Origin of the sequence: Ottowia thiooxydans (genome assembly GCF_040548795.1) — a bacterium.
GTDB lineage: Bacteria > Pseudomonadota > Gammaproteobacteria > Burkholderiales > Burkholderiaceae_C > Ottowia > Ottowia thiooxydans_A.
The window spans coordinates 93,164-116,144 of sequence record NZ_JBEPSH010000012.1; the positions used below are offsets into that span (position 1 = coordinate 93,164).

Sequence of the window (22,981 nt, forward strand, 5' to 3'; positions counted from 1 at the left end):
ACACGTTTGAAGCACGAAGATTCTGCCATCTGGAACACTGATGGAAAGAATATGAAAACCCCTGCCCTGCTTTGGTCCGCCCTGATTGGGGCAGTCGCGAGTGCACGGTCCATGACGCCGATGGCGACTTTGTCGGTCGCTCGGCTTTTGGGACATTCAACGCCAGGAAAACTCACGCTTCTGGACCGCCCCCTGTTCAAGTTCGGCGCACTGGCGATGGGAATCGGTGAGTTGGCTGGCGACAAAATGAAATCCGCACCCGACAGGACCGTCTTTCTGGGACTGCTGGCAAGGGTGTTGAGTGCCGGGATTGCAGGCGCGGCGCTGGCGCCTAGAGGACAGGAAAAACCAGGGGCCCTTACAGCGGTGGCCACCGCTGTGCCCCTCGCCTACGTCACGCTGGAGGCCAGAAAAAGCGCAATAAAGCGCATCGGCCAATCCCGCAGCGGCTTGATTGAAGACGCGTTGATTGTTGCAAGTGGCATCGCCATCGTCGCATTGGCAGTGCGCCCGGCGCGCCGCCCATCACCCTTGGAAAGCCGTCGTCGGTCCCGCTACGGCAAACGCAATTCTGGGCGTGGCGTGCTTTTCCCTTAAGGTACCGGAGATCGAGCAGGCTCAGGCACGAAAGACATGGGCGGTACTCGCTCCCCCCACAGACGGCGCCAGAGCCATGGCAATGCACGTTCCAGATCGGGGCGAGAACCGGCCAGCGACGGCTTGTGCCCGCCATGAACCCGCGAGACATCGGCGCCGAGGTCAAAGCGGAAGGTGTAGTTCGGCTCTTGCCCCATGCGCAAGTCGGTGACGAACAAATGGTCCCTCTCTGAAGAAACACTGTAGAAACCGTGCGTAAAAGCCGCCATGCGTGCCAGGTAAGGGTCGTGGCCATGCTGCGACATCAGTGCCGCGCCACGGTCATGCAGGGTCCATTCAATGTGATTATCGGCGTCGAGCAATGAGTAATACCCTTCTCGGTAAAGCGTGGGCGTTGTGGCTACCAGTCGCCACAGCACGGTGTTGAATGGGGCAGGTGTCACGAGCAGGCCCTGCGCGTCAATGCCCTGATCTTGTAGTGACGCACGCGCCACATGCGTTACGTACTGCTGCGCGCCGAAGCTCCAGGCGAGGTAGAGCGTGCTGATCACCAATCCGGCTGCGTTCCACGCCAGTCCGCGACCAGACTTCAGGCAAAGCGCCGCTATCACTCCGAACAGCAACGGGAGCGTGTAGGCCGGGTCAATGATGAAAACACTGCCGATCGCGAACGGATGATCGGTGAGCGGCTGCAGCAATTGCGTGCCGTAGACCGTCATGGTGTCGAGCAGAGGGTGCGTGATCAGCACCAGCCAAAGCGCCAACCACCATCGTTTGAACAGTGCCTGCTCTCGGTGCAAGCGCGAAACCAACCAGGCCATGGCGGGTGCCAGCAAGGTAAGCACCAATAGCGAGTGGCTCTCGGCCCGGTGCCTCGTCATATTGAGAATGGCATCACCGTGGTCAATGAAAGCATCAAGATCAGGCAAGGTCCCACCAATGGCACCCCACAGCGCGGCCTTCCAGACTGCGGTGCGGCGGCCCATGACGGCCACACCGACAGCCGAACCAAGGGTGATTTGGGTAATTGAATCCATACCGATAGCATAAGGAGCCTCTGCAAAACCCCTCACGGCGCCCGGGACCCTGGGCGCGGTAGTCAATCCAGACGGTGAAACAGCTTGAATCGCGCCAACAGCCAGCCATGTGGATGCGGCTGCAATGCAATTTGTTCACACAAACCAGGTTTCGAAGCAACCAGAGCTGAAACTTTCGCGCGCAAAGTGTTGATTCACCAATACAGTTCTCGTTTTGGCCCGGTAACTTCGTTTACAGACATTGAATGATCGGCGATGATCGAAGGGGTAACTTAGTAGTACATACTTTACGCATGGCCACTGTCGACTCCATTTCCAAGATTCAAGCTGCTGCACTTCCAGGCCTGGGGCGCGCGTTGGTCATGGCCGGCAAGCTGAGCCAGCAGGCGGCAGATGACATCTATCGCAAGGCACTGGCCAGTAGCAAGAACTTCATTGCCGAGTTGACCGAGTCGGGCACGGTGTCTGCCGCAGACCTCGCACACACGATGTCGACGGCCTTTTCTGCACCTTTGATCGACATTGAGGCGCTGGATCCGCAGCGCTTGCCAGCGGGCTTGATTGACGGCAAGCTGTCTCAGACCTACCGCCTGCTAGCACTCGGAAAGCGCAATAACCGCCTGATCATTGCCACGGCCGATCCTTCGAACCTCGAAGCGGCGGAAAAAATCAAATTCACCACGCAACTGGGCGTGGAATGGGTGATCGGGGAGTTCGACAAGCTGACGCGGCTGATTGAGGCGCAAAACCAGTCGACCACTCAGGCCATGGAAGGCATCGTTGGTTCTGACTTCGAGTTTGATGAAGCCACGCTCGACGCCAATGTCCCTGTGGAAGAGGAAGCGCCTCAGACCGATGTAGAAGATGCGCCTGTCGTCAAGTTTCTGCACAAGATGCTGATAGACGCATTCAACATGCGCGCGTCTGACCTGCATTTTGAGCCTTTTGAGCACTACTACCGCGTACGTTTTCGCGTGGACGGGGAACTGAGGGAAATTGCGACACCCCCCGTGGCCATCAAGGACAAGCTGGCCTCGCGTATCAAGGTGATTTCGCGCCTGGACATTTCCGAGAAACGGGTGCCCCAGGACGGCCGGATGAAGCTCAAGATAGGGCCAGACCGGGTGATTGACTTCCGGGTGAGCACCCTGCCCACGCTGTTTGGCGAGAAAATAGTGATCCGTATCCTGGACTCCAGCAGTGCCAAGATGGGAATCGAGGCCCTGGGCTATGAGCCAGAGGAAAAAGCCCGACTTCTCAAAGCGATCGAAAGACCCTACGGCATGATTCTGGTCACGGGCCCTACCGGTTCGGGCAAGACGGTGTCGCTCTATACATGTCTCAACCTGCTGAACAAGCCGGGAGTGAACATTGCGACTGCGGAAGACCCTTCCGAGATCAACCTGCCAGGCGTCAACCAGGTCAACGTCAATGAGAAAGCCGGGCTGACCTTCGCCACCGCCTTGAGATCTTTCCTGCGCCAGGATCCAGACATCATCATGGTCGGTGAGATCCGTGATCTGGAAACCGCCGACATCTCCATCAAGGCAGCTCAAACGGGTCACCTGGTTCTCTCGACCCTGCACACCAACGATGCCCCCACCACGCTGACACGCCTGCGCAATATGGGCATTGCGCCCTTCAATATTGCCTCCAGCGTCATCCTGATTACCGCACAGCGTCTGGCAAGGCGCCTTTGCCCCAACTGCAAGGCACCCATTGATATTCCGCGGGAAGCCCTTGTTGAAGCCGGCTTCGAGGAGTCAGAGCTGGATGGTAGCTGGACACCTTACAGGCCGGTGGGATGTGCCAGTTGCAACAACGGTTATAAGGGGCGGGTGGGTATCTATGAAGTGATGCCTATCACCGAAGAAATGCAGCGCGTCATCTTGCGAGACGGTAACGCCTTGGAAATTGCCTCACAGGCACGCACCGAGGGAGTACGCTCGCTGCGCCTATCGGGTCTGCACAAGGTCAAGTTGGGTGTAACCTCGCTGGAAGAGGTCCAGGCGGTCACGAACCTGTAAGAACAGATAACTAGAAAGAACCTCGTATGGCAACCCGAGCCGCAAGTGCCAAGCAGATCAAGGAATTTGTCTTCGAGTGGAAAGGCAAGGACCGCAATGGCAAGATCGTGCGCGGTGAGACCCGGGCAGCGGGTGAAAAGCAGGTTCAGGCCGTGCTGCGCCGTCAGGGTGTCCTGGCCACGCAGATCAAGAAGCGGCGCATGCGCTCGGGCAAGAGAATCAAGCCCAAGGACATTGCGATCTTCACCCGCCAGCTGGCCACCATGATGAAGGCGGGCGTGCCATTGCTGCAAGCGTTCGATATCGTGGGCCGCGGCAACCCCAACGCCAGCGTGACCAAACTGCTGAACGACATCCGAATGGATGTGGAAACGGGCACCTCTCTGTCAAGCGCGTTCCGCAAGTATCCGCTGTACTTCAACAGCCTCTACTGCAATCTGGTGGAAGCCGGTGAGGCCGCCGGTATTTTGGAATCCCTGCTCGACCGATTGGCTACCTACATGGAGAAAACCGAGGCGATCAAGTCCAAGATCAAATCGGCTCTCATGTACCCCATTGCGGTGCTGGTGGTGGCCTTCGTTGTGGTGACCATCATCATGATTTTTGTGATCCCATCTTTCAAGGATGTGTTCACATCGTTCGGCGCCGACCTTCCCGCGCCAACCCTGCTCGTCATCGCCATCAGCGAGTTTTTCGTCAAGTATTGGTGGCTCATCTTCGGTGCGCTGGGCGGCGGTGGCTACTTTTTCATGCAGGCCTGGAAGCGCAGCGAAAAGATGCAGAAGTTCATGGACCGTGTGCTCCTGAAGGTGCCCATCTTTGGCGCTTTGATAGAAAAAGCGGTTGTTGCTCGCTGGACGCGCACCTTGTCGACCATGTTCGCGGCCGGCGTGCCGCTGGTGGAAGCGCTGGACTCAGTAGGTGGTGCGTCCGGAAATTCGGTCTATCTCACCGCGACGGAGAGCATCCAGCAAGAGGTTTCTACCGGCACCAGCCTCACAACGGCCATGACCAACGTCAATCTGTTTCCCAGCATGGTCATCCAGATGGCTGCCATCGGCGAGGAATCTGGTTCCTTGGACCACATGCTGGGTAAAGCAGCCGATTTCTATGAAGCAGAAGTCGATGAGATGGTCGCGGGGCTTTCCAGCTTGATGGAGCCCATCATCATCGTGGTCCTGGGCACCGTCATCGGCGGCATTGTGATCTCCATGTACCTTCCAATATTCAAGCTGGGCCAGGTCGTCTGATGGAATTTCCAAGTTGGTTGCATGCCGCCGTGGGCGGCCTGTTAGGGCTGCTTGTCGGCAGCTTTCTGAATGTCGTCATTCACCGTCTGCCCAAAATGATGGAACGCAGATGGGCGGCGGATTATGCGGAGATGTCGGGCCAGGAAGTCGTGGAGCAGGAAGCGTTCAACCTGGTCGTCCCACGCTCGCGCTGCCCTGACTGCGGGCACCAGATTGGCTGGTATGAAAACATTCCCGTGCTGAGCTATCTGTTCTTGCGCGGGAAATGCTCGAATTGCAGCAAGCCCATCAGCGCCCGCTACCCCCTGGTAGAGCTTGTGACCGGCGGTTTGTTCGCCTGGTGCGTATGGAATTGGGGCTTGACGCCTACGGCAGGCGCCTGGTGCCTCTTCACAGCGGCCCTGGTAGCGCTGACGCTGATCGATTGGGACACCACCTTGCTTCCCGACGACATTACGCTGCCTTTGCTTTGGGGCGGTCTCATCGCCTCCGTCCTGGGTTGGACTGGCGTTGAAGTGACCAGCTCCGTGTGGGGAGCTGTGGCCGGATACCTGTCGCTTTGGCTGGTGTATTGGGGGTTCAAGCTCGCCACAGGCAAGGAAGGCATGGGCTACGGCGACTTCAAGCTGTTTGCAGCGCTGGGGGCCTGGTTTGGCTGGCAGGCCCTGGTGCCCATCGTCCTCATGGCTTCTGTGATTGGCGCCATCGTGGGCATAGGCATGAAGCTGAGCAGCTCGCTGCGTGAGGGCGGCGTGGTGCCGTTTGGCCCGTTTCTCGCCATGGCGGGGATTACGGCCATGTTGTTTGGGCCTCAGAGTATTTTGCGGGTCATTGGCCTGGGGTAGGAAACTGAGAGAGGAAGGGCTTGGCGCGGGATACCAATTCCCAGCGGCAATGAGCTCTCGCGAAGCATGACCGTGCCAGAACGGGGCTCACCCTCACCCTGCCCTCCCACGCGTGGGAGAGGGTTCTCAACACGCCGACCTGGAATGTCCCTGCGCTGCCTTTAGACTTGCGTGATTGGCCGCAGGGTTCATGCGGCGTTACGGACAAATGACATGAAAGAGCCTTTGCGTCTCGGCCTGACGGGCGGGATCGGTAGCGGGAAAAGCACTGTAGCCACGATGCTGGCGGAGTGCGGTGCTGCGGTCATAGATTCGGATGCCATCTCGCGCGCCACAACGGCTTCAGGCGGCGTGGCCCTGCCGGCCATCGTGGCGACTTTCGGGCCCCAGATGCTGGGTGCAGATGGCGCGCTTGATCGCGGGGCGATGCGGCAACTGGTTTTTGGCGACACCTCTGCCCGGCACAGACTCGAGAGCATTATTCACCCATTGGTCAGCCAGGAGGTGGACCGACAGGCCAAGCTGGCCACAGACAGCGGCAAGACGTGCCTGGTGTTCGATGTACCTCTTCTGGTCGAGTCTGGCGCGCGCTGGCGCGGCAAGCTTGACCGCGTGCTGGTGATTGACTGCCCGGCGGAAACGCAGATCGAACGCGTCATGGCTCGAAGCGGGATCGGCACAGAGGAAGTGCAGCGCATCATTGATGCTCAGGCGTCGCGAGAGGCCCGCCTGAGCGCGGCCGATATCGTGATCTATAACGGCGCCGGCGTGTCACTTCCTGCGTTGCGTGAAAGCGTGCAATCCCTGCTTCCCAGCTTGGGACTATGATGGTGGCAGCCCAGCCCTGCAACACACGCGTGATACTTTACGAATATCCCTTTAACGAGCGCATTCGCACCTACCTCCGGCTTGAACATTTGTTCGGACGGCTCAGCCAGCTGTTGCCCCGGGAGTCCGCGCTCGATCATCATTTCGCCTTAATCACGATCTTCGAGATCATGGATGTAAGCAGCCGTGCCGATTTGAAATCGGACGTGCTCAAGGATCTGGAGAAACTGAAAACCCACATGTCGGCGTTTCGCGGCAACCCGGCCATTTCCGAAACCTCACTTGATTTCATTCTTGGACAGATCGAGACAGCGTTTACGCAGTTCAGCCAACAGATTGGCAAACCCGGCCATGATCTGACGGACAACGAATGGCTCATGAGCATCCGCAGCCGCGCGGTCATTCCTGGTGGCACCTGCGAATTTGATTTGCCCGCCTACCATTCGTGGCAACAAGGCCCCGTTGCCAGCCGCAAAGCCGATCTTGACCAGTGGTCCAGCACCTTAGGTCCATTGGCCAGGGCTTTGACACTGCTGATGCAGGTTCTGCGAGACTCCGGGAAGCCTCAGAAGGTCATGTCGACCGCTGGACAATTTCAGCAGACGCTGCCACAGGGCCGCAGCTTTCAATTGCTTCGCTTACGCATTGACGACTCACTGGGTCTGGTGCCGGAAATCAGCGGAAATCGGCTCGTGGTTTCCGTCCGTTTGATGCGACCTGGTCCTGACGGCAAGTTGCACACGGCACGCGAAGAGGTTCCGTTTGAACTCACACTTTGCGCATGAAAAACGCTCCGCCTCCCCCTTCACAGACGGCGTCCCACGCTCGCACGGTCCGCTGCCCAGCTTGTGGTGGTCCTAGCTTGTACGCGCCGGAAAACCGCTTCAGGCCTTTTTGCAGCGAGCGTTGCAAGACGCACGACCTCGGGGCATGGGCCAGTGAGAGCTTTCGCATGGAAGTGCAGGAAGACGACGGTGCCAGCACACCGGAATCGGGCGCTCCATTGCAATAAAGGGGCCTATTGACGTTTTCGTCATTGAAGACAGCCCACCTACCGCCTTTCACGCTGAGCCTGTCGAAGCGTTGCGTGAGGCTTCGACAGGCTCAGCCCGAATAGTCTTAGGGAGTTCAAATGCCACTTTCTACTTGACCAAAACCATAGAACCTCAGCCCGAAAGGGTATTTGTCATGGTTTGTCAAAGTACCAGTAGGGGCCGGCTCACCCTGGTGAGGATTCCTCTTCCAGCCAGCGCAGAACAGGAATGGCTCCTGGCAATACAGGCTCCACTTTCACTGGCAGGCTCTCCCACACGAACGATTGGCCTTCGCGCATGGAAAGCTCGCCCTGCCATACGGTCAGCTTGCAAAAATGCAAGCGCACCAGAGCGTGAGGATAGTCCACCAGCTGTTCGCGCCAAAGGATGATGGCGCCAGGATCGACCTGAATGCCCAGCTCTTCGTGCAGTTCGCGGGCCAGTGCATGTTCAACCGTCTCGCCTGCTTCAAGCTTGCCACCAGGAAACTCCCAATAGCCTTCGTACACCTTACCCGGTGGGCGGGATGTCAGCAGAAACGAGCCGTCAGGCCTGAACAAAACGCCTACACCCACCTCCACGACAGGCCGATCTGCCCCTTCGGCACGAGGCAGGTGGGTATCCGCCTTGATCAGAGACTCTTTCACGCCGGCTGCGCACGACGCCCGATGAAATCGCGTGCGAACTGGTAGGCCACTCGCCCTGAGCGTGAACCGCGCTCAAGCGCCCAAACCAGCGCTTCCGGCCGCGCGGCGGCGATTTCTTGTGCAGAAGCGCCCAATGAAGACAGCCATTGGGCCACGATGGTGAGGTATTCATCCTGGCTGAAGGGGTAGAAGCTGACCCACAAGCCAAAACGCTCTGAGAGCGAAATCTTTTCCTCTATGACTTCACCTGGATGCACCTCACCATCCTCGGTGTGTTGGTAGCTGAGATTCTCCTTCATGTACTCTGGCAGCAGGTGTCGGCGGTTGCTGGTGGCATACACCAGCACGTTCGGTGTGTTGGCCGCAACAGAGCCATCCAGCATGGATTTCAGCGCCTTGTAAGAACCATCGCCCTCTTCAAAACTGATGTCATCGCAATAGATGATGAATTTCTCAGGAAGGCCAGCGACGACTTCCACAATGTCGGGAAGATCGATCAAATCGCCCTTGTCAACTTCGATGAGCCGCAGTCCTTGTGCGGCGTAGGTATGCAGGCAGGCTCGGATGAGAGATGACTTGCCTGTACCGCGGGCACCTGTCAAAAGGACATTGTTGGCTGGGCGCCCTTCCACGAACTGGCGCGTATTGCGCTCAATTTTTTCCTTCTGCTGATCGATTTCTTTCAGGTCAGCCAATGCCATGGCTGCCACATGGCGGACAGGCTCCAGAGACCCATGTCCCGATGAACGCTTGCGATAGCGCCATGCAATCGACTGAGACCAATCCGGTGCCGACAAGGGTTGGGGTAACACCGTCTCGATCCGAGTGATCAGGCCATCAAGACGATCAATCAACTTTGAAACCATCGAGTCCATAAGAATCCACCCCTACTTGATCGCCGACACTTCAAGCCAAAAGCGTGAGTCGGCACTCCAGGTTAGCCAAGGCGCCAACGCACGCACAAAAAAACGCAGAAATTCCTGGATAGGAGCCGCGCTACCAGTACCTCCCCCACCTCCTCACGGCGCCGAGAGGCTGGCGAGTCAACAGCCCATCAGGACCGGTAGTCGGCGTTGATGCTGACGTACTCGTGGCTGAAATCGCAAGTCCAGACCGTGTCACTTGCCGAGCCTCTTCCGAGCAGCACGCGCACCGTAATCTCAGATTGCTTCATGACACGCTGGCCGTCTTCCTCTCGGTAAGCGGGATTGCGCCCGCCCTTGACGGCGACATGCACATCGTCCAGGTACAGATCGATCAGCGTCTGATCCAGATCGCCAATGCCTGCATACCCCACTGCCGCCAGAATTCGGCCAAGATTGGGGTCGCTGGCAAAGAACGCGGTCTTGACCAGAGGCGAATGAGCAATGGAGTAGGCCACTTGGCGGCATTCAGCCGCAGTCTTGCCGCCTTCCACACGGACCGTAATGAACTTGGTGGCGCCCTCGCCATCCCGCACAATGGCTTGTGCCAGTTGGCGGGCTACTGCCAGCAGCGCCTCTTTGAGGGCACGGCCGTCTGCCGAATCCAGCGAAGTCACTGGTGCGTGATCGGCTCGATTGGTGGCTACTACGATGAAAGAGTCGTTGGTGGACGTGTCGCCGTCGATCGTGACGCGATTGAATGAACCTTCGGCGAGTTCGTACGACAACTGCTGCATGATGGCCGGGTCGACACGTGCGTCTGTGGCCATGAATCCCAGCATGGTCGCCATGTTCGGGCGAATCATGCCGGCGCCTTTGCTGATACCGGTTACGCTGATCTCGGCACCGCCCACCATCGCCTTGGCGCTGTAGGCCTTGGGCAAGGTATCGGTGGTCATGATGGCCTCAGCGGCACGTGCCCAATGATTGGCCCGCGCGTCTGCCAATGCCGCAGGCAGGCCAGCGATGATGCGATCTACCGGAAGCGGCTCCATGATGACGCCGGTGGAAAACGGCAACACTTGTTCAGGCTTGAGTTTGAGCAACTCAGCCAAGGCAGCGCAGGTCTGCCGGGCCCTTGCCAGGCCGTCCTCGCCGGTACCTGCATTGGCGTTTCCGGTGTTGACCACAATGGCACGGACGGGAGCGGTCTTCTGGCTTTCAAGATGCTCACGGCACACTTGAACTGGTGCCGCGCAAAAGCGGTTGGTGGTGAAGACGCCGCCAATGCTGGCACCTTCATCAATCAGGAACACCGTAAGGTCTTTCCTGCCAACCTTGCGTACTCCAGCTTCAGCAATGCCTATTTGCACGCCAGCGACAGGGAACAAACTGGAAGGATCAGGGGCCGTGAGATTAACAGGCATGCTTGGCTTTCTGAAGTGGGCGGTGGTTCAGCTCAAGGCGCCGTGGCACTGCTTGTATTTCTTACCGCTACCGCAAGGGCAAGGCTCGTTGCGGCCCACACGAGGTACTTCGTCTTCCAGACCCAAGGCCAGCGCAGAGGCGGGCACAGTCTGCGCTTCACCTGTTTCGGTAGGAGCGGTGTAGGTCACGTTGCTGAATTTCTCAGCTCGTTGCTCCAGGCTCTCAGCCGCTTCTTCAATCTGCTCGCCGGACTGAATCTTCACAGTCATCAGGGTGCGTGTCACTTCGTCCTTGACGATGTCCAGCATCTGTCCGAATAGCGCGAAAGCCTCTCGCTTGTACTCCTGCTTAGGCTGCTTCTGCGCATAACCGCGAAGGTGGATGCCCTGGCGCAGATAGTCCAGCGCGCTCAAATGCTCCCGCCAGTGGCTGTCGATGTTCTGCAGCAGCACAGCACGCTCAAACGGACGGAAATTCTCCACACCGACCAGCTCCAGCTTGGCTGCATAAGCTTCATCTGCCGCGTGGAGCACCTTTTCCAGGATTTCCTCATCGGTCATGGCGCTGGAGGATTCGATTTCCTTTTGCAGGGACAAATCGATGTGCCATTCGTCGGCCAGAATTCTTTCGAGACCAGGGATATCCCACTGCTCTTCGACGGATTCTGCAGGAACATACTGACGAACCAGATCTGTGAAACAACCCTGGCGCAAGGACTCGATCTGTGCATCCAGTTGGGATGAATCCAGAATCTCGTTTCGCTGCTGGTAGATGACTTTGCGCTGATCGTTCGCCACATCGTCATACTCAAGCAGCTGCTTGCGAACGTCAAAGTTGCGAGCCTCGACCTTGCGCTGAGCGCTCTCGATGCTGCGCGTGACGATGCCGGCTTCAATGGCTTCGCCTTCAGGCATCTTCAGCCTGTCCATGATGGCGCGCACGCGGTCACCCGCAAAGATGCGCATGAGCGAGTCATCCAGGCTCAGATAAAAGCGTGACGAACCGGGGTCGCCCTGGCGGCCAGAACGGCCACGCAACTGGTTGTCGATTCGGCGGCTTTCATGCCGTTCAGTGGCAATGATGCGCAGACCACCCAGCGCCTTCACGGCTTCATGGTCCGCCTGCCATTGCTCGCGCAGTTTCGCGGCCATGGTCTTGCGGCCTGCTTCGTCCAGAGACGGGTCAGCATCCAGCGCTTCAATGGCTTTTTCGATATTACCGCCCAGCACGATGTCCGTACCGCGGCCTGCCATGTTGGTGGCGATGGTGATCATCTTGGCCCGACCGGCCTGGGCCACGATGTCGGCTTCCCGTGCGTGTTGCTTGGCGTTGAGGACCTGATGGGGAAGCTTTTCCTTGTTGAGCAACTCGTCGATGATTTCCGAGTTTTCGATCGAAGTCGTGCCCACCAGGACTGGCTGTCCCCTTTCGTGGCATTCCCGGATATCGGCAATGGCCGCAGCGTATTTCTCCTGGGTGGTCTTGTAGACCCGATCCAGTTGGTCGTCACGTCGGCTGGGTTTGTTGGGAGGAATAACCACCGTTTCCAGGCCATAGATTTCCTGGAATTCGTACGCTTCGGTGTCTGCCGTGCCCGTCATCCCGGACAGCTTGGTGTACAGGCGGAAATAGTTCTGGAAGGTGATGGAGGCGAGCGTCTGGTTTTCAGCCTGAATCTGCACGCCTTCTTTGGCTTCCACGGCCTGGTGCAAGCCATCGCTCCAGCGGCGGCCGCTCATCAGACGACCAGTGAACTCATCCACAATCACGATCTCTGGCCCACGCTCGCCCTGCTGAACGACATAGTGCTGATCGCGGTGGTAGAGGTGGTTGGCCCGCAGCGCTGCATAAAGATGATGCATGAGCGAAATGTTGGATGGGTCGTAGAGGCTGGCACCCGGAGCGATCAGGCCTTGCTCAGCGAGAACACGCTCAGCGGTCTCGTGGCCTTGCTCTGTGAGGTAGACCTGATGGGCTTTTTCATCTACTGTGAAATCACCAGGTTTGGTGACGCCAAGGCCGGTGCGGGGATCAGCTTCGCCCTCCTGGCGCGTCAGGGCAGGAATGACCTTGTTGATGGACACATAGGTGGCCGTGTGGTCCTCCGCCTGTCCGCTGATGATCAAAGGCGTGCGGGCCTCGTCAATCAGGATGGAATCGACCTCATCGACAATGGCGTAGTTGAGCTTGCGCTGAACGCGTTCAACCGGCTCGTACACCATGTTGTCGCGCAGATAGTCGAAGCCGTACTCGTTATTGGTACCGTAAGTGATGTCTGCGGCGTAAGCGGCCTGCTTTTCCTCGCGGGACATTTGCGGCAAGTTCACGCCCACCGAAAGACCGACGAATGAGTAGAGTCGGCCCATCCACTGGGCATCACGGTTGGCCAGATAGTCGTTGACTGTGACCACATGCACGCCCTTGCCAGCAAGCGCATTGAGATAGACGGGCAAGGTGGCGGTGAGCGTCTTGCCCTCGCCGGTGCGCATCTCAGCGATTTTGCCCTCATGCAGCGCCATGCCGCCAATGAGCTGCGCATCGAAATGGCGCATTTTCATCACGCGCTTGGAGCCTTCGCGCACCAGGGCAAAGGCTTCAGGCAGCAGTTGATCCAGGGTTTCGCCCTTTTGGTGCCTGTCTTTGAACTCCTGCGTCTTGGCACGCAGATCGTCATCGCTCAGCTTCTCGAAATCAGGTTCGAGGGCATTGATGCGGGCCGCAGTTTTGCGGAACTGTTTGAGCAGACGGTCGTTGCGACTGCCAAAGATCTTGGTGAGGAAATTGGTGGCCATGCGTGCGCGGCCGCCATGCGCGTTAAAACGACAGGCGACCAAAACCCCTAAGACGTCAGAAATGAATACGGAAACTGAGGGCGGCCAGCTTGAATACAAGTCAGAAACGCAGATCCTGCATTGCAAGCTTGTGAAACTGGCAGCCCCTTCGCTCGCGCGAGTAACCAAACATTTTACCTGCGCAATAAGAAACCCGGCTAGGAGGATAATTCTCGTTCAATCCGTGGGCGTGAATTTAGCGCGCTAGCACAGTGTCAGCCCTGAAGAAGTACCCATGCAAACCTACCGCCGCTCCACATCCGTTTCCCTGCTTCAGGCGGTAGAGGGCGCGCCGACTCTGTCCCATCTGAGCCATTTGGCCAGTCAATCTGCCGTCCGATTGGCGCTGATCCGGCCGCTGATGCCCAAACTGCTTCAAGCCGCTGTTCAAGCCGGGGCGCTTGAGGAAGGTAGTTGGTGCTTACTTGTTCCCAATAGTGCAGCAGCGGCCAAGCTGCGCCAGATGACGCCCTCCTTGCTCGAGGTGCTGCAGGCCAGGGGTCACCCTGTGGAAAAGCTCCGAATCAAGATCATCACCACGACGGGGCAACCTGGCTTCAGGCGCTGAGGATCAAGCACCCACCGCTACGTGATAGAGCCCCCACGGGCATTTGGCAAAACGCTCGGTCACCGGCTTGGAGGCCAGCTCGGGAATTCGGTCGGCATCCAGTACGGCCCATAGGGGCCCCAAGCCGCCCAAGGCCATGGGTTTGCCATCAAGGTGGGTGGCCACGATCAATCCCAGGCTACGAGCCTCACCCAGAGAAATCTCTACGGTGTAGCCATCGATGGCCCGCATCGCCAGGCGGGTGGCGGCATCTTCTGGCGCACCGGTTGCACGAAGCACTTCGGTCAGCAGGGGGCCGCGCAAGGTATGGGGCTTGCTGTCGTATTCGAGTGTGGGGGCCATGGTACGAGCTGGAAGCTTGGTGAGGCCTGCAAAATCGAAGACATGGGCCTTGGTGAAGCTTTGCTGTTGCTTGACCATCATCTGATCGAGTGCCTTGTCGATGGGGCCGCGGTTGGTGTTGCGGATGGAGCCGGTGATGGTTAGAAGGCCTGGGCCTGGGCTGACGACAGGCTTGGGTGCTGCCGCTACGGTTCCGCTCAGGGCCGCCAGGGTGCTGGCAGCTAGAAATTGTCGTTTGTTGCTCATGTCCTCTGCTCCTTGTGTGACGCGGGATTTTTGATCGGGTGGAGGATGGGGTCAACTTTGGACTATTTATTTTTGGATTTGATTGGGGGTGGGGGGGATAGTTAGGTTCTGCTCTTGAACCTAGGTCGGAGGCCGGGGAGTGCGCCCGGCAGCGCAGCCACCTTCTTTCGGCCGGCGCTCCGGTGCTCCGCCAAAAGAACCTGGCGCAAGAAAAGGCGGCCCCAAGTCCGTGCCCCTGCGCTTCGCTCCGGGCACCCTCCGGTGCTCAATCGAGCGGCGGCGCTGCGGAACTCGCTTTGTTCACTTCGTTCACGCCGCTCAGACATCCGCAGCAAGCTAGATCTTGAAGCAAGGGCATCTTGCAGTGCCCTTGCCCGCCTCTCGCTTTGCGCTCCTCAGCACGGCCACAGGGGGTGGAAACCCACTCGGGCCATCGCTGCGCTCGGCCCTACACGCATCAGTCGCAAGCGAACGGTTTTACTCCCTCTCCCGCTTGCGGGAGAGGGAGCCAAAATCAAAAGGCCGCGGAGCAGGCCACGCGGGTGTAGCCGCGGAGCTGGCTATGCCAGGCCGCTGGCTGCGTCCCCCCCCCAGGGGGGGGAGGCGCGTCAGCGACTCAGGGGGGAGTCTACCGGGGCAGATCGCTGAATCCCATCAGGAATTCGTCCACAGAGCGCGCAGCTTGACGGCCCTCACGAATAGCCCAGACCACGAGGGACTGGCCGCGGCGGATGTCACCGGCAGCGAATACCTTGGGCACGTTGGTGGCGTAGCCGCCGTCGAAATCAGTGGTGGCCTTGGCGTTTCCACGTGCGTCTTTTTCGATACCGAAGCCCTCGAGCATCGTGGCCATCGGGTTGGTGAAACCCATGGCGAGCAGCACCAGATCAGCCGGCCATTGTTTTTCTGTTCCCGGCACTTCGCTCAATTTGCCGTCCTTGAACTCGACCTGAACCGTGGTGAGGCTCTTGACTTTGCCTTTTTCGCCGTCGAACTGTTTGGTAGAAATGGCGAATTCGCGTTGCGCGCCTTCGTCGTGGCTGGAGCTGGTACGCAGCTTGATGGGCCAGTAGGGCCAGACCAGGGGTTTGTTTTCCTGCTCAGGGGGCATGGGCATGACTTCGAACTGAGTCACGCTCTTGGCGCCATGGCGGTTGCTGGTGCCTACGCAGTCGCTGCCAGTGTCACCGCCACCAATGACGATGACATGCTTGCCATCGGCACGGATCTGGCCTTTCAGTTTGTCGCCAGCGTTGATCTTGTTTTGCTGCGGCAGGAACTCCATGGCGTAATGAATTCCATCGAGTTCACGCCCGGAGACCGGCAGGTCTCGGGAGACTTCAGACCCACCTGTGAGCAAGACGGCATCGAATTGCTCTTGCAGCTCTGCAGGGCTGATGCTTTCCTTGGCCCAGTTGGTGATCTTGCTGTCCTTGGGGACGGATCCCACAAGCACGCCTGTGCGGATAGTGACGCCTTCGGCCTGCATCTGCTCGGCGCGAAGATCAATGTGCGATTTCTCCAGCTTGAAATCTGGAATGCCATAGCGCAGCAAACCACCAATGCGGTCGTTTTTCTCGAACAAAGTGACGTCATGACCAGCACGCGCCAATTGCTGCGCAGCCGCCATGCCAGCAGGACCTGCACCGACTACCGCCACGCGCTTGCCTGTACGGATCTTCGCGGGGCGGGGAACGACCCAGCCCTCAGCCCAGGCACGGTCAATGATGGCGTGCTCGATCGACTTGATGCCGACCGGATCGTCGTTGATATTGAGTACGCAGGCGGCTTCACACGGAGCGGGGCAGATACGGCCGGTGAACTCTGGGAAGTTGTTGGTGGAATCCAGTACTGCGAACGCGTTCTTCCAGTCGCTGCGGTAAACGAGATCGTTGAAATCCGGAATGATGTTGTTGACGGGGCAGCCGTTGTTGCAAAACGGTGTGCCGCAGTCCATGCAACGCGCGGCTTGCACTTTGCCCTGCGCGTCGTCCAGGCCGATAACGAATTCCTTGTAGTGCTTGAGGCGCTCCGCGACCGGGGCATAGCCCTCATCGACGCGCTCGAACTCCATGAAGCCGGTGACTTTTCCCATGATGTGCTTTCTTGATTCTTGACTGGCTGAGAAGAGTGGCGCGGAGGAGCCGGGTTGACTAAGGCATCAACCCCGGCCCATTCGCGTCGCGACTCACTTGGCTGGTGCAGCTTCTTTCTTGGCTGGTGCTGGCGCTTTTTCCGCACTGATGGACGCTTGCTTTCTGGCGTGAATTTCGCCGAGGGCACGCTTGTACTCATTCGGAAAGACTTTCACGAACTTGCCGCGCGCTTCCGCCCAGTTGTCGAGCAATTCGCGCGCACGGCGGCTGCCGGTCCAGCGGTTGTGGTCGGCCAGCAGCGCTTTCAGCTGGTCTTCATCAGTCTGATCACGGTGCCATATGGAACGATCTGCAGTCGCACGCTGCTCGGCCGCGGGCAGCACCTTGTCCAGGCTGACCATGGCAGTGTTGCAGCGTTTGGCGAACTGGCCGTCTTCGTCATAGACGTAAGCGACACCGCCCGACATACCGGCAGCAAAGTTCCTTCCGGTCTTGCCCAGCACGGCCACCGTGCCGCCAGTCATGTACTCGCAGCCGTGGTCGCCCGTGCCTTCTACCACCGCAGTCGCACCAGACAGGCGCACTGCAAAGCGCTCACCGGCCACACCACTGAAGAACGCTTCTCCTGTTGTGGCACCGTACATCACCGTGTTGCCCACGATGATGTTCTGGTGCGCCTGTCCACGGAAATCCAGGCTGGGGCGCACCACCACACGGCCGCCTGAGAGGCCTTTGCCGGTGTAGTCGTTGGAATCGCCAATCAGGTAGAGCGTGATGCCCTTGCACAGGAAGGCGCCAAAGCTCTGGCCACCGGTGCCTTCCAGCTGGATGTGGATTGTGTCGTCTGGCAGACCCTCAGGGTGTGCCTTGGTCACCGCGCCCGAGAGCATGGCACCGACTGAACGGTTCACGTTGCGTGTGGTGTCCAGAATCTTGACACGCTCACCTGAGTCAATGGCTGGACGCGATTTTTCAATCAGGCGGTTGTCCAGTGATTTGGCCAGACCATGGTCCTGGTTGGCGACGTGGTAGCGTGGCACGTCATCAGGCACCACCGGGCGAGCCAGCAGGCGGCTGAAATCCAGGCCCTTGGCTTTCCAGTGCTCGATGCCTTCTTTCATGTCAAGAAGGTCACTGCGGCCAATCAGGTCGTCAAACTTGCGAATACCCAGTTGCGCCATGATCTGACGCACTTCTTCTGCGACGAAGAAAAAATAGTTGACCACATGCTCCGGCTTGCCGCTGAACTTGCGACGCAGCACGGGGTCTTGCGTCGCCACACCGACAGGGCAGGTGTTGAGGTGGCATTTGCGCATCATGATGCAGCCTTCGACTACCAGCGGAGCCGTGGCGAAACCGAATTCGTCTGCACCCAGCAAGGCTCCAATGGCGACGTCGCGGCCGGTCTTCATTTGACCGTCAGCTTGCACCCGAATACGCCCACGCAGACGGTTGAGGACCAGGGTCTGTTGCGTTTCGGCGAGACCGATTTCCCATGGGCTGCCCGCGTGCTTGATGCTGGACCAGGGCGATGCGCCGGTGCCACCGTCATGGCCTGCAATCACCACGTGATCGCTCTTGCATTTGGCCACGCCTGCAGCAATAGTGCCCACGCCTACTTCACTGACGAGCTTGACACTGATGCCAGCATGCGGCGCCACGTTCTTCAAGTCGTGGATCAGCTGAGCCAGATCTTCAATGGAATAGATATCGTGGTGCGGAGGTGGGCTGATGAGGCCAACGCCTGGCACGCTGTGGCGCAACTTGCCGATGTAGTCGGTGACCTTGCCGCCGGGCAGTTGACCCCCCTCGCCTGGCTTGGCGCCCTGCGCCATCTTGATCTGAACCTGGTCCGCGCTGGACAGATACTCTGCCGTGACGCCGAATCGGCCGGAGGCCACCTGTTTGATGCGCGAGCGCATGGAATCGCCCTCGTTCAAGGCGTAGTCGACTTCGAAGACATCCTGGCCCAGCAGTTCAGACATGGTCTGGCCTTGCTTGATAGGAATGCCCTTCAGTTCGTTGCGATAGCGCTTGGCATCTTCACCACCTTCACCGGTGTTGCTCTTGCCGCCAATGCGGTTCATGGCCACGGCCAGGGTGGCATGCGCCTCTGAGGAAATGGAGCCGAGAGACATCGCCCCGGTAGCAAAACGCTTGACGATTTCCTTGGCTGACTCGACTTCATCGATGGGAATCGCCTTGGCGGGATCCACCTTGAATTCGAACAGGCCACGCAGGGTCATCAAACTCCTGCTCTGGTCGTTGATGAGCTGTGCGTACTCCTTGTACGTGCTCCAGTTGTTGGATCGCGTGCTGTGTTGCAACTTGGCAATGGCGTCCGGCGACCACATATGAGCCTCGCCACGTGTGCGCCAGGCGTATTCGCCTCCGGCGTCCAGCATGTTCGCGAGCACGGGATCATCTCCGTAGGCCGCCTGTTGACGGCGCACTGCTTCTTCGGCGATCTCGAACACACCCAGGCCACCGACGCGGCTCGCAGTGCCCGTGAAGTACTTCTCCACGGTCTCTGAATTGATGCCAATGGCTTCAAACAACTGCGCGCCGCAGTAGCTCATGTAGGTGGAGACACCCATCTTGGACATGACTTTGGAGAGTCCCTTGCCCACCGCTTTGACGTAGTTGACCACTGCTTTTTCAGCGCTGAGGTCGCCCGGCAAATCCTTGTGGATGTTCGCAATGGTTTCCATGGCGAGCCAGGGATGCACCGCCTCTGCGCCATAGCCTGCCAGCACCGCGAAGTGATGCACTTCGCAGGCGCTACCGGTTTCCACTACCAGACCGGCACTGGTACGCAGGCCTTCGCGAATCAGATGCTGATGGATGCTGGAGAGCGCCAGGAGTGCCGGAATGGCCACCCGGGTGCTGGAGACCGCCTTGTCGCTGATGAGCAGAATGTTGGAGCCACCCTTGATGGCATCCACCGCCTGCGCAGACAAGGAAGCCAGGCGTGCTTCCACGCCCTCGGGGCCCCAGGCCACTGGGTAGGTGATGTCCAGCACGCTGCTGGAGAACTTGCCCTGGGTGTACTGCTTGATGTCGCGCAGCTTGGCCATGTCATAGGCGTCCAGCACCGGCTGGCTCACTTCCAGCCGCATCGGCGGGTTGACCTGGTTGATATCCAGCAGGTTAGGCTTGGGTCCGATGAAGCTCACCAGGCTCATCACGATCGCTTCGCGAATCGGATCGATGGGCGGGTTGGTCACTTGCGCAAACAACTGCTTGAAGTAGCTGTAGAGCGGTTTGTTGTGATCGGAAAGCACGGCCAGCGGGCTGTCATTGCCCATGGAGCCAATGGCCTCTTCGCCGAACGCTGCCATGGGGCTCATCAGGAACTTGATGTGCTCTTGCGTGTAGCCGAAAGCCTGCTGGCGGTCGAGCAATTCGGGTGAGGTGGTCTCTACGCCGGAAGACTGAGGTTCAGTCTCGTTGACGGGCAACTCTTCAGCGTCGAGCCCGGCAACGGGTACGGCCACATCGTCCAGACGGATACGCAGATCTTCGATCCAGCGGGTATACGGTTTGGCATTGGCCAGGCTGGCCTTGACCTCTTCGTCATCGATCATGCGGCCCTGGTCGAGATCGATCAGGAACATCTTGCCGGGCTGAAGGCGCCATTTACGGACGATTTTGTGCTCAGGCACAGGCAGGACGCCGGATTCTGAACCCATGATGACGAAGTCGTCGTCGGTGATGCAGTAGCGGCTAGGACGCAGGCCGTTGCGGTCCAGCGTGGCGCCAATCTGGCGGCCGTCGGTGAACACGATGGAGGCTGGTCCGTCCCACGGCTCCAGCATGCTGGCATGGTATTCGTAGAACGCACGGCGGCGCTCGTCCATGGTGGTGTGTTGCTCCCAGGGCTCGGGGATCATCATCATGACGGCCTGGGCAAGCGGATAGCCTGCCATGGTCAGCAGTTCCAGGCAGTTGTCGAACGTAGCCGTGTCCGACTGATGCGCAAAGCTGATGGGGTAGAGCTTCTTCAGATCGTCCTGCAACACAGGCGAGCTCATCACACCTTCGCGTGCCCGCATCCAGTTGAAGTTGCCCTTGACCGTGTTGATCTCACCGTTGTGCGCCACATAGCGGTACGGGTGAGCCAGAGGCCATTCCGGGAAGGTGTTGGTGGAAAAGCGCTGATGCACCAGACCCAGTGCCGATACGCAGCGTTCATCCTGCAGGTCCAGGTAATAAGTACCGACCTGATCGGCCAGCAGCAAGCCCTTGTAGATTACCGTGCGGCTGCTCATGCTGGGCACGTAGTACTCTTTGCTGTAGCGCAGACCCAAGGCCTGGATGTTGGCGCTGGCGGTCTTGCGGATCACATAGAGCTTGCGCTCCAGAGCATCTTGAACGATGACGTCTGCGCCGCGGCCAATGAAGATCTGGCGGATGACGGGCTCTTTCTCCCGCACAGTGGGCGACATGGGCATGTCGCGGTTGACGGGCACATCGCGCCAGCCCAGGAGCACCTGGCCTTCAACGCGAACAGCGCGTTCCAACTCTTCCTCACACGCCAATCGCGAAGCACTTTCCTTGGGTAGGAAAATCATGCCAACGCCGTATTCGCCTGGAGGCGGTAGCGTGACACCTTGCTTGGCCATTTCCTCGCGATAGAGCGCATCTGGCATCTGAATGAGAATGCCTGCACCGTCGCCCATCAGCGCATCGGCACCCACCGCACCGCGGTGATCCAGGTTTTCCAGGATCTTCAAACCCTGAGTGACGATGGCGTGGCTCTTCTCACCCTTGATGTGTGCCACGAAACCAACGCCACAGGCGTCATGTTCATTGGCTGGATCGTAAAGGCCGTTCTCTCGCAATTGCGCTTGCTCAGCAGATGTGGTCATCGTGGGCTCCATCTTCTATCTATATCGGGACTGGACCCAAGGATAGTGCGGTGCAGCAATTTCTTCAAGAATTATTTATTGGGGTCAGATACCTATTTAATAGAATTCGTTGATGAGGAAAATTAATTGGGGACACATTAAAAACAAGGGTATGGAGTTAGCGCACGCAGTACTTTCAAGGTGTTCTAAAGCTCCCGGTTTGCCGGAGCATGCGCGAACACTCTTAACTTGGCCTGGTTCGTATCGCGGCCAAGAGTCAATTCAACGCGCCCCTGCTTGCGTCAACATGCGTTCCATAGTCCTAAACCCTCTTTGCTGAGCGAGCTGCAAAGGCGTGCGACCATGGCTGTCCGCAATGTGCAAGTTTGCCCCCGCCTGAATCAGCGCACGGAGCGTCTCCTGATGACGCGCACCACCATGGCCCAGCACGATGGACTCGATAACAGCTGTCCAGTGCAAATTGTTCACATGGTCAATCGGCGCGCCAGCCAAAATAAGCTGGCGCACGGCACCATCGTGTCCCAAGTGGGCCGCAGCGATGAGCGCCGTACCGTCGTACCTGCTGGTGATCTGGCGCGCACTGGCACCTAGCGCAAGGAGGACTCTGAGGGTGTCCTCATCGTCGGCCACAGCGGCAATGGTCACGGCGTCATACCGATCTTTTTCCAGTGCACCCAGTTCAGCGCCGCCTTGCGCCAATGCCCGCAGGCTGGCATGTTGACGGGCGAATGTCGCCACGTGCAAGGGGGTGCGGCCGTGGCCGTCTCGCGCGTTGACGTCCGCCCCTGCAGCCAGCAGGCGCTGCAGACCAGGCACGTCGCCGCGCGCGGCTGCAAGATGCAGCCCTCGGTAAGCAGCGGATTCAGAGCCTGTAGGCGCTATTTGCGCGTTGACCACAGGCGCCAGCGAGAGGCCAGCCAACGTCAGACCCATGGCAGTCAGGCACCCGCGTCGACGAACCTGCGTGCTCATTGAAGCTGCCCGGCCACCTTGGTCAGTGCGCTCTGAGCGCATTGCTCATCCAGATGGCCGCCAGGGGCGCCCCCTACTCCCACGGCGCCGATCACTTCGTTACCTACCTTGATGGGTAGTCCCCCCGCCAGCAACAAATAGCCCGGAATCTGAGCCAGGTTGGCGGCAGCGGGGTTCTTTTGCGAAGCTTCCATGATGGCGCCCGTACTGTTCTTGGCCGAGGCAGAGGTGTAGGCTTTCAAGCGGCTGGCTTCCAGCGTGTGGGGACCAGCATTGTCCGCGCGCTGCACAGCACGCACGGTGCCTGCGCGGTCCACGACCGTGGCCGTGACCGCATAGCCATTGGCAGTGCATGTCGCCACGGTCTGTGCCGCAATTTCATTGGCCAGGGACAAGGACATATTCTTTTCGGTGCGAACTGCATCGGCTGCCTGAACGGCGTTGGCTGACAGGCTGAGAAGGGCGATAGCGAGGACTCGGTGCATGGTTTCTCCAGAAA

Annotated in this window: 18 protein-coding genes; 8 read left to right on the forward strand and 10 right to left on the reverse strand. The window is 58.9% G+C overall.

What is annotated here, in order from left to right; translation table 11 throughout:
* Window positions 1-51 precede the first annotated feature (51 nt).
* Window positions 52-597, forward strand: coding sequence for a hypothetical protein (locus ABIE13_RS24505; protein WP_354448415.1), 546 nt, complete (start codon window positions 52-54; stop codon window positions 595-597).
* Here the strand turns inward: ABIE13_RS24505 and ABIE13_RS24510 are convergent.
* The gene (locus ABIE13_RS24510; protein ID WP_354448417.1) at window positions 594-1,634 is read right to left on the reverse strand and encodes a metal-dependent hydrolase; all 1,041 of its coding nucleotides are present in this window, start codon (window positions 1,632-1,634) and stop codon (window positions 594-596) included. The two genes, ABIE13_RS24505 and ABIE13_RS24510, sit on opposite strands and share 4 nt — an antisense overlap.
* Before the next feature lie 293 nt (window positions 1,635-1,927).
* On the opposite strand from ABIE13_RS24510, the gene pilB reads away from it, so the two are divergent.
* From pilB to ABIE13_RS24540, 6 genes are all read left to right on the forward strand, one after another.
* Window positions 1,928-3,661 carry a type IV-A pilus assembly ATPase PilB gene (gene pilB, locus ABIE13_RS24515; protein ID WP_354448419.1) on the forward strand — a complete coding sequence of 578 codons (1,734 nt, stop codon included), beginning with the start codon at window positions 1,928-1,930 and terminating at the stop codon, window positions 3,659-3,661.
* Between the two features lie 26 nt (window positions 3,662-3,687).
* Window positions 3,688-4,911 carry a type II secretion system F family protein gene (locus ABIE13_RS24520; protein ID WP_354448421.1) on the forward strand — a complete coding sequence of 408 codons (1,224 nt, stop codon included), beginning with the start codon at window positions 3,688-3,690 and terminating at the stop codon, window positions 4,909-4,911.
* Window positions 4,911-5,756 carry a prepilin peptidase gene (locus ABIE13_RS24525; protein WP_354448423.1) on the forward strand — a complete coding sequence of 282 codons (846 nt, stop codon included), beginning with the start codon at window positions 4,911-4,913 and terminating at the stop codon, window positions 5,754-5,756. Before ABIE13_RS24520 ends, ABIE13_RS24525 begins: the two co-directional genes overlap by 1 nt.
* 213 nt (window positions 5,757-5,969) lie before the next feature.
* A complete protein-coding gene (gene coaE, locus ABIE13_RS24530) occupies window positions 5,970-6,584 on the forward strand; it encodes a dephospho-CoA kinase (RefSeq protein ID WP_354448425.1) in 615 nt (204 codons plus the stop codon).
* A gap of 29 nt (window positions 6,585-6,613) precedes the next feature.
* Window positions 6,614-7,369, forward strand: a complete 756-nt coding sequence (gene zapD / locus ABIE13_RS24535) for a cell division protein ZapD (protein ID WP_354448427.1) — start codon at window positions 6,614-6,616, stop codon at window positions 7,367-7,369.
* Window positions 7,366-7,596: a DNA gyrase inhibitor YacG gene (locus ABIE13_RS24540; RefSeq protein ID WP_354448429.1), complete on the forward strand. Its 231-nt coding sequence runs from the start codon at window positions 7,366-7,368 to the stop codon at window positions 7,594-7,596. Before zapD ends, ABIE13_RS24540 begins: the two co-directional genes overlap by 4 nt.
* A gap of 207 nt (window positions 7,597-7,803) precedes the next feature.
* On the opposite strand, the gene ABIE13_RS24545 is transcribed toward ABIE13_RS24540, so the two are convergent.
* From ABIE13_RS24545 to secA, 4 genes are all read right to left on the reverse strand, one after another.
* A complete protein-coding gene (locus ABIE13_RS24545) occupies window positions 7,804-8,265 on the reverse strand; it encodes an NUDIX domain-containing protein (RefSeq protein WP_354448431.1) in 462 nt (153 codons plus the stop codon).
* Window positions 8,262-9,140, reverse strand: a complete 879-nt coding sequence (locus ABIE13_RS24550; protein WP_354448433.1) for an ATP-binding protein — start codon at window positions 9,138-9,140, stop codon at window positions 8,262-8,264. Before ABIE13_RS24550 ends, ABIE13_RS24545 begins: the two co-directional genes overlap by 4 nt.
* A 179-nt stretch (window positions 9,141-9,319) precedes the next feature.
* Complete coding sequence (gene argJ / locus ABIE13_RS24555; RefSeq protein ID WP_354448435.1) at window positions 9,320-10,555, reverse strand: bifunctional glutamate N-acetyltransferase/amino-acid acetyltransferase ArgJ; 1,236 nt, start codon at window positions 10,553-10,555, stop codon at window positions 9,320-9,322.
* Between the two features lie 27 nt (window positions 10,556-10,582).
* Window positions 10,583-13,348, reverse strand: coding sequence for a preprotein translocase subunit SecA (gene secA, locus ABIE13_RS24560; RefSeq protein WP_354448437.1), 2,766 nt, complete (start codon window positions 13,346-13,348; stop codon window positions 10,583-10,585).
* Window positions 13,349-13,622: 274 nt separating this feature from the next.
* Between secA and ABIE13_RS24565 the strand changes: the two genes are divergently transcribed.
* Window positions 13,623-13,955, forward strand: a complete 333-nt coding sequence (locus ABIE13_RS24565) for a DciA family protein (protein WP_354448439.1) — start codon at window positions 13,623-13,625, stop codon at window positions 13,953-13,955.
* A 3-nt stretch (window positions 13,956-13,958) separates the two neighbouring features.
* Here the strand turns inward: ABIE13_RS24565 and ABIE13_RS24570 are convergent, their stop codons facing one another.
* The 5 genes from ABIE13_RS24570 to ABIE13_RS24590 all read right to left on the reverse strand — a co-directional run bounded on the left by ABIE13_RS24570 (window position 13,959) and on the right by ABIE13_RS24590 (window position 22,967).
* On the reverse strand, window positions 13,959-14,543 hold the full coding sequence (locus tag ABIE13_RS24570; RefSeq protein ID WP_354448441.1) for a molybdopterin-dependent oxidoreductase: 585 nt from the start codon (window positions 14,541-14,543) through the stop codon (window positions 13,959-13,961).
* 628 nt (window positions 14,544-15,171) lie between these two features.
* Window positions 15,172-16,638 carry a glutamate synthase subunit beta gene (locus ABIE13_RS24575; protein WP_354448443.1) on the reverse strand — a complete coding sequence of 489 codons (1,467 nt, stop codon included), beginning with the start codon at window positions 16,636-16,638 and terminating at the stop codon, window positions 15,172-15,174.
* 93 nt (window positions 16,639-16,731) lie between these two features.
* A complete protein-coding gene (locus ABIE13_RS24580) occupies window positions 16,732-21,510 on the reverse strand; it encodes a glutamate synthase-related protein (RefSeq protein WP_354448445.1) in 4,779 nt (1,592 codons plus the stop codon).
* Window positions 21,511-21,771: 261 nt separating this feature from the next.
* Entirely contained in the window at window positions 21,772-22,482 is a 711-nt protein-coding gene (locus ABIE13_RS24585; protein ID WP_436278476.1) for an ankyrin repeat domain-containing protein, read from the reverse strand.
* The gene (locus ABIE13_RS24590) at window positions 22,479-22,967 is read right to left on the reverse strand and encodes a GlcG/HbpS family heme-binding protein (RefSeq protein WP_354448447.1); all 489 of its coding nucleotides are present in this window, start codon (window positions 22,965-22,967) and stop codon (window positions 22,479-22,481) included. The genes ABIE13_RS24585 and ABIE13_RS24590 overlap by 4 nt, the downstream gene beginning before the upstream one ends.
* Between the last annotated feature and the right edge of the window lie 14 nt (window positions 22,968-22,981).

Bases quoted from the DNA above. Each gene is read 5' to 3' on its own strand.
- coaE (WP_354448425.1), top strand. From the start codon at position 5,970: ATGAAAGAGCCTTTGCGTCTCGGCCTGACGGGCGGGATCGGTAGCGGG.
- ABIE13_RS24520 (WP_354448421.1), top strand. From the start codon at position 3,688: ATGGCAACCCGAGCCGCAAGTGCCAAGCAGATCAAGGAATTTGTCTTC.
- pilB (WP_354448419.1), top strand. From the start codon at position 1,928: ATGGCCACTGTCGACTCCATTTCCAAGATTCAAGCTGCTGCACTTCCA.
- ABIE13_RS24590 (WP_354448447.1), bottom strand. From the start codon at position 22,967: ATGCACCGAGTCCTCGCTATCGCCCTTCTCAGCCTGTCAGCCAACGCC.
- argJ (WP_354448435.1), bottom strand. From the start codon at position 10,555: ATGCCTGTTAATCTCACGGCCCCTGATCCTTCCAGTTTGTTCCCTGTC.
- ABIE13_RS24550 (WP_354448433.1), bottom strand. From the start codon at position 9,140: ATGGACTCGATGGTTTCAAAGTTGATTGATCGTCTTGATGGCCTGATC.
- ABIE13_RS24510 (WP_354448417.1), bottom strand. From the start codon at position 1,634: ATGGATTCAATTACCCAAATCACCCTTGGTTCGGCTGTCGGTGTGGCC.
- secA (WP_354448437.1), bottom strand. From the start codon at position 13,348: ATGGCCACCAATTTCCTCACCAAGATCTTTGGCAGTCGCAACGACCGT.
- ABIE13_RS24575 (WP_354448443.1), bottom strand. From the start codon at position 16,638: ATGGGAAAAGTCACCGGCTTCATGGAGTTCGAGCGCGTCGATGAGGGC.
- ABIE13_RS24540 (WP_354448429.1), top strand. From the start codon at position 7,366: ATGAAAAACGCTCCGCCTCCCCCTTCACAGACGGCGTCCCACGCTCGC.
- ABIE13_RS24570 (WP_354448441.1), bottom strand. From the start codon at position 14,543: ATGAGCAACAAACGACAATTTCTAGCTGCCAGCACCCTGGCGGCCCTG.
- ABIE13_RS24505 (WP_354448415.1), top strand. From the start codon at position 52: ATGAAAACCCCTGCCCTGCTTTGGTCCGCCCTGATTGGGGCAGTCGCG.
- ABIE13_RS24525 (WP_354448423.1), top strand. From the start codon at position 4,911: ATGGAATTTCCAAGTTGGTTGCATGCCGCCGTGGGCGGCCTGTTAGGG.
- ABIE13_RS24565 (WP_354448439.1), top strand. From the start codon at position 13,623: ATGCAAACCTACCGCCGCTCCACATCCGTTTCCCTGCTTCAGGCGGTA.
- ABIE13_RS24580 (WP_354448445.1), bottom strand. From the start codon at position 21,510: ATGACCACATCTGCTGAGCAAGCGCAATTGCGAGAGAACGGCCTTTAC.
- ABIE13_RS24585 (WP_436278476.1), bottom strand. From the start codon at position 22,482: ATGAGCACGCAGGTTCGTCGACGCGGGTGCCTGACTGCCATGGGTCTG.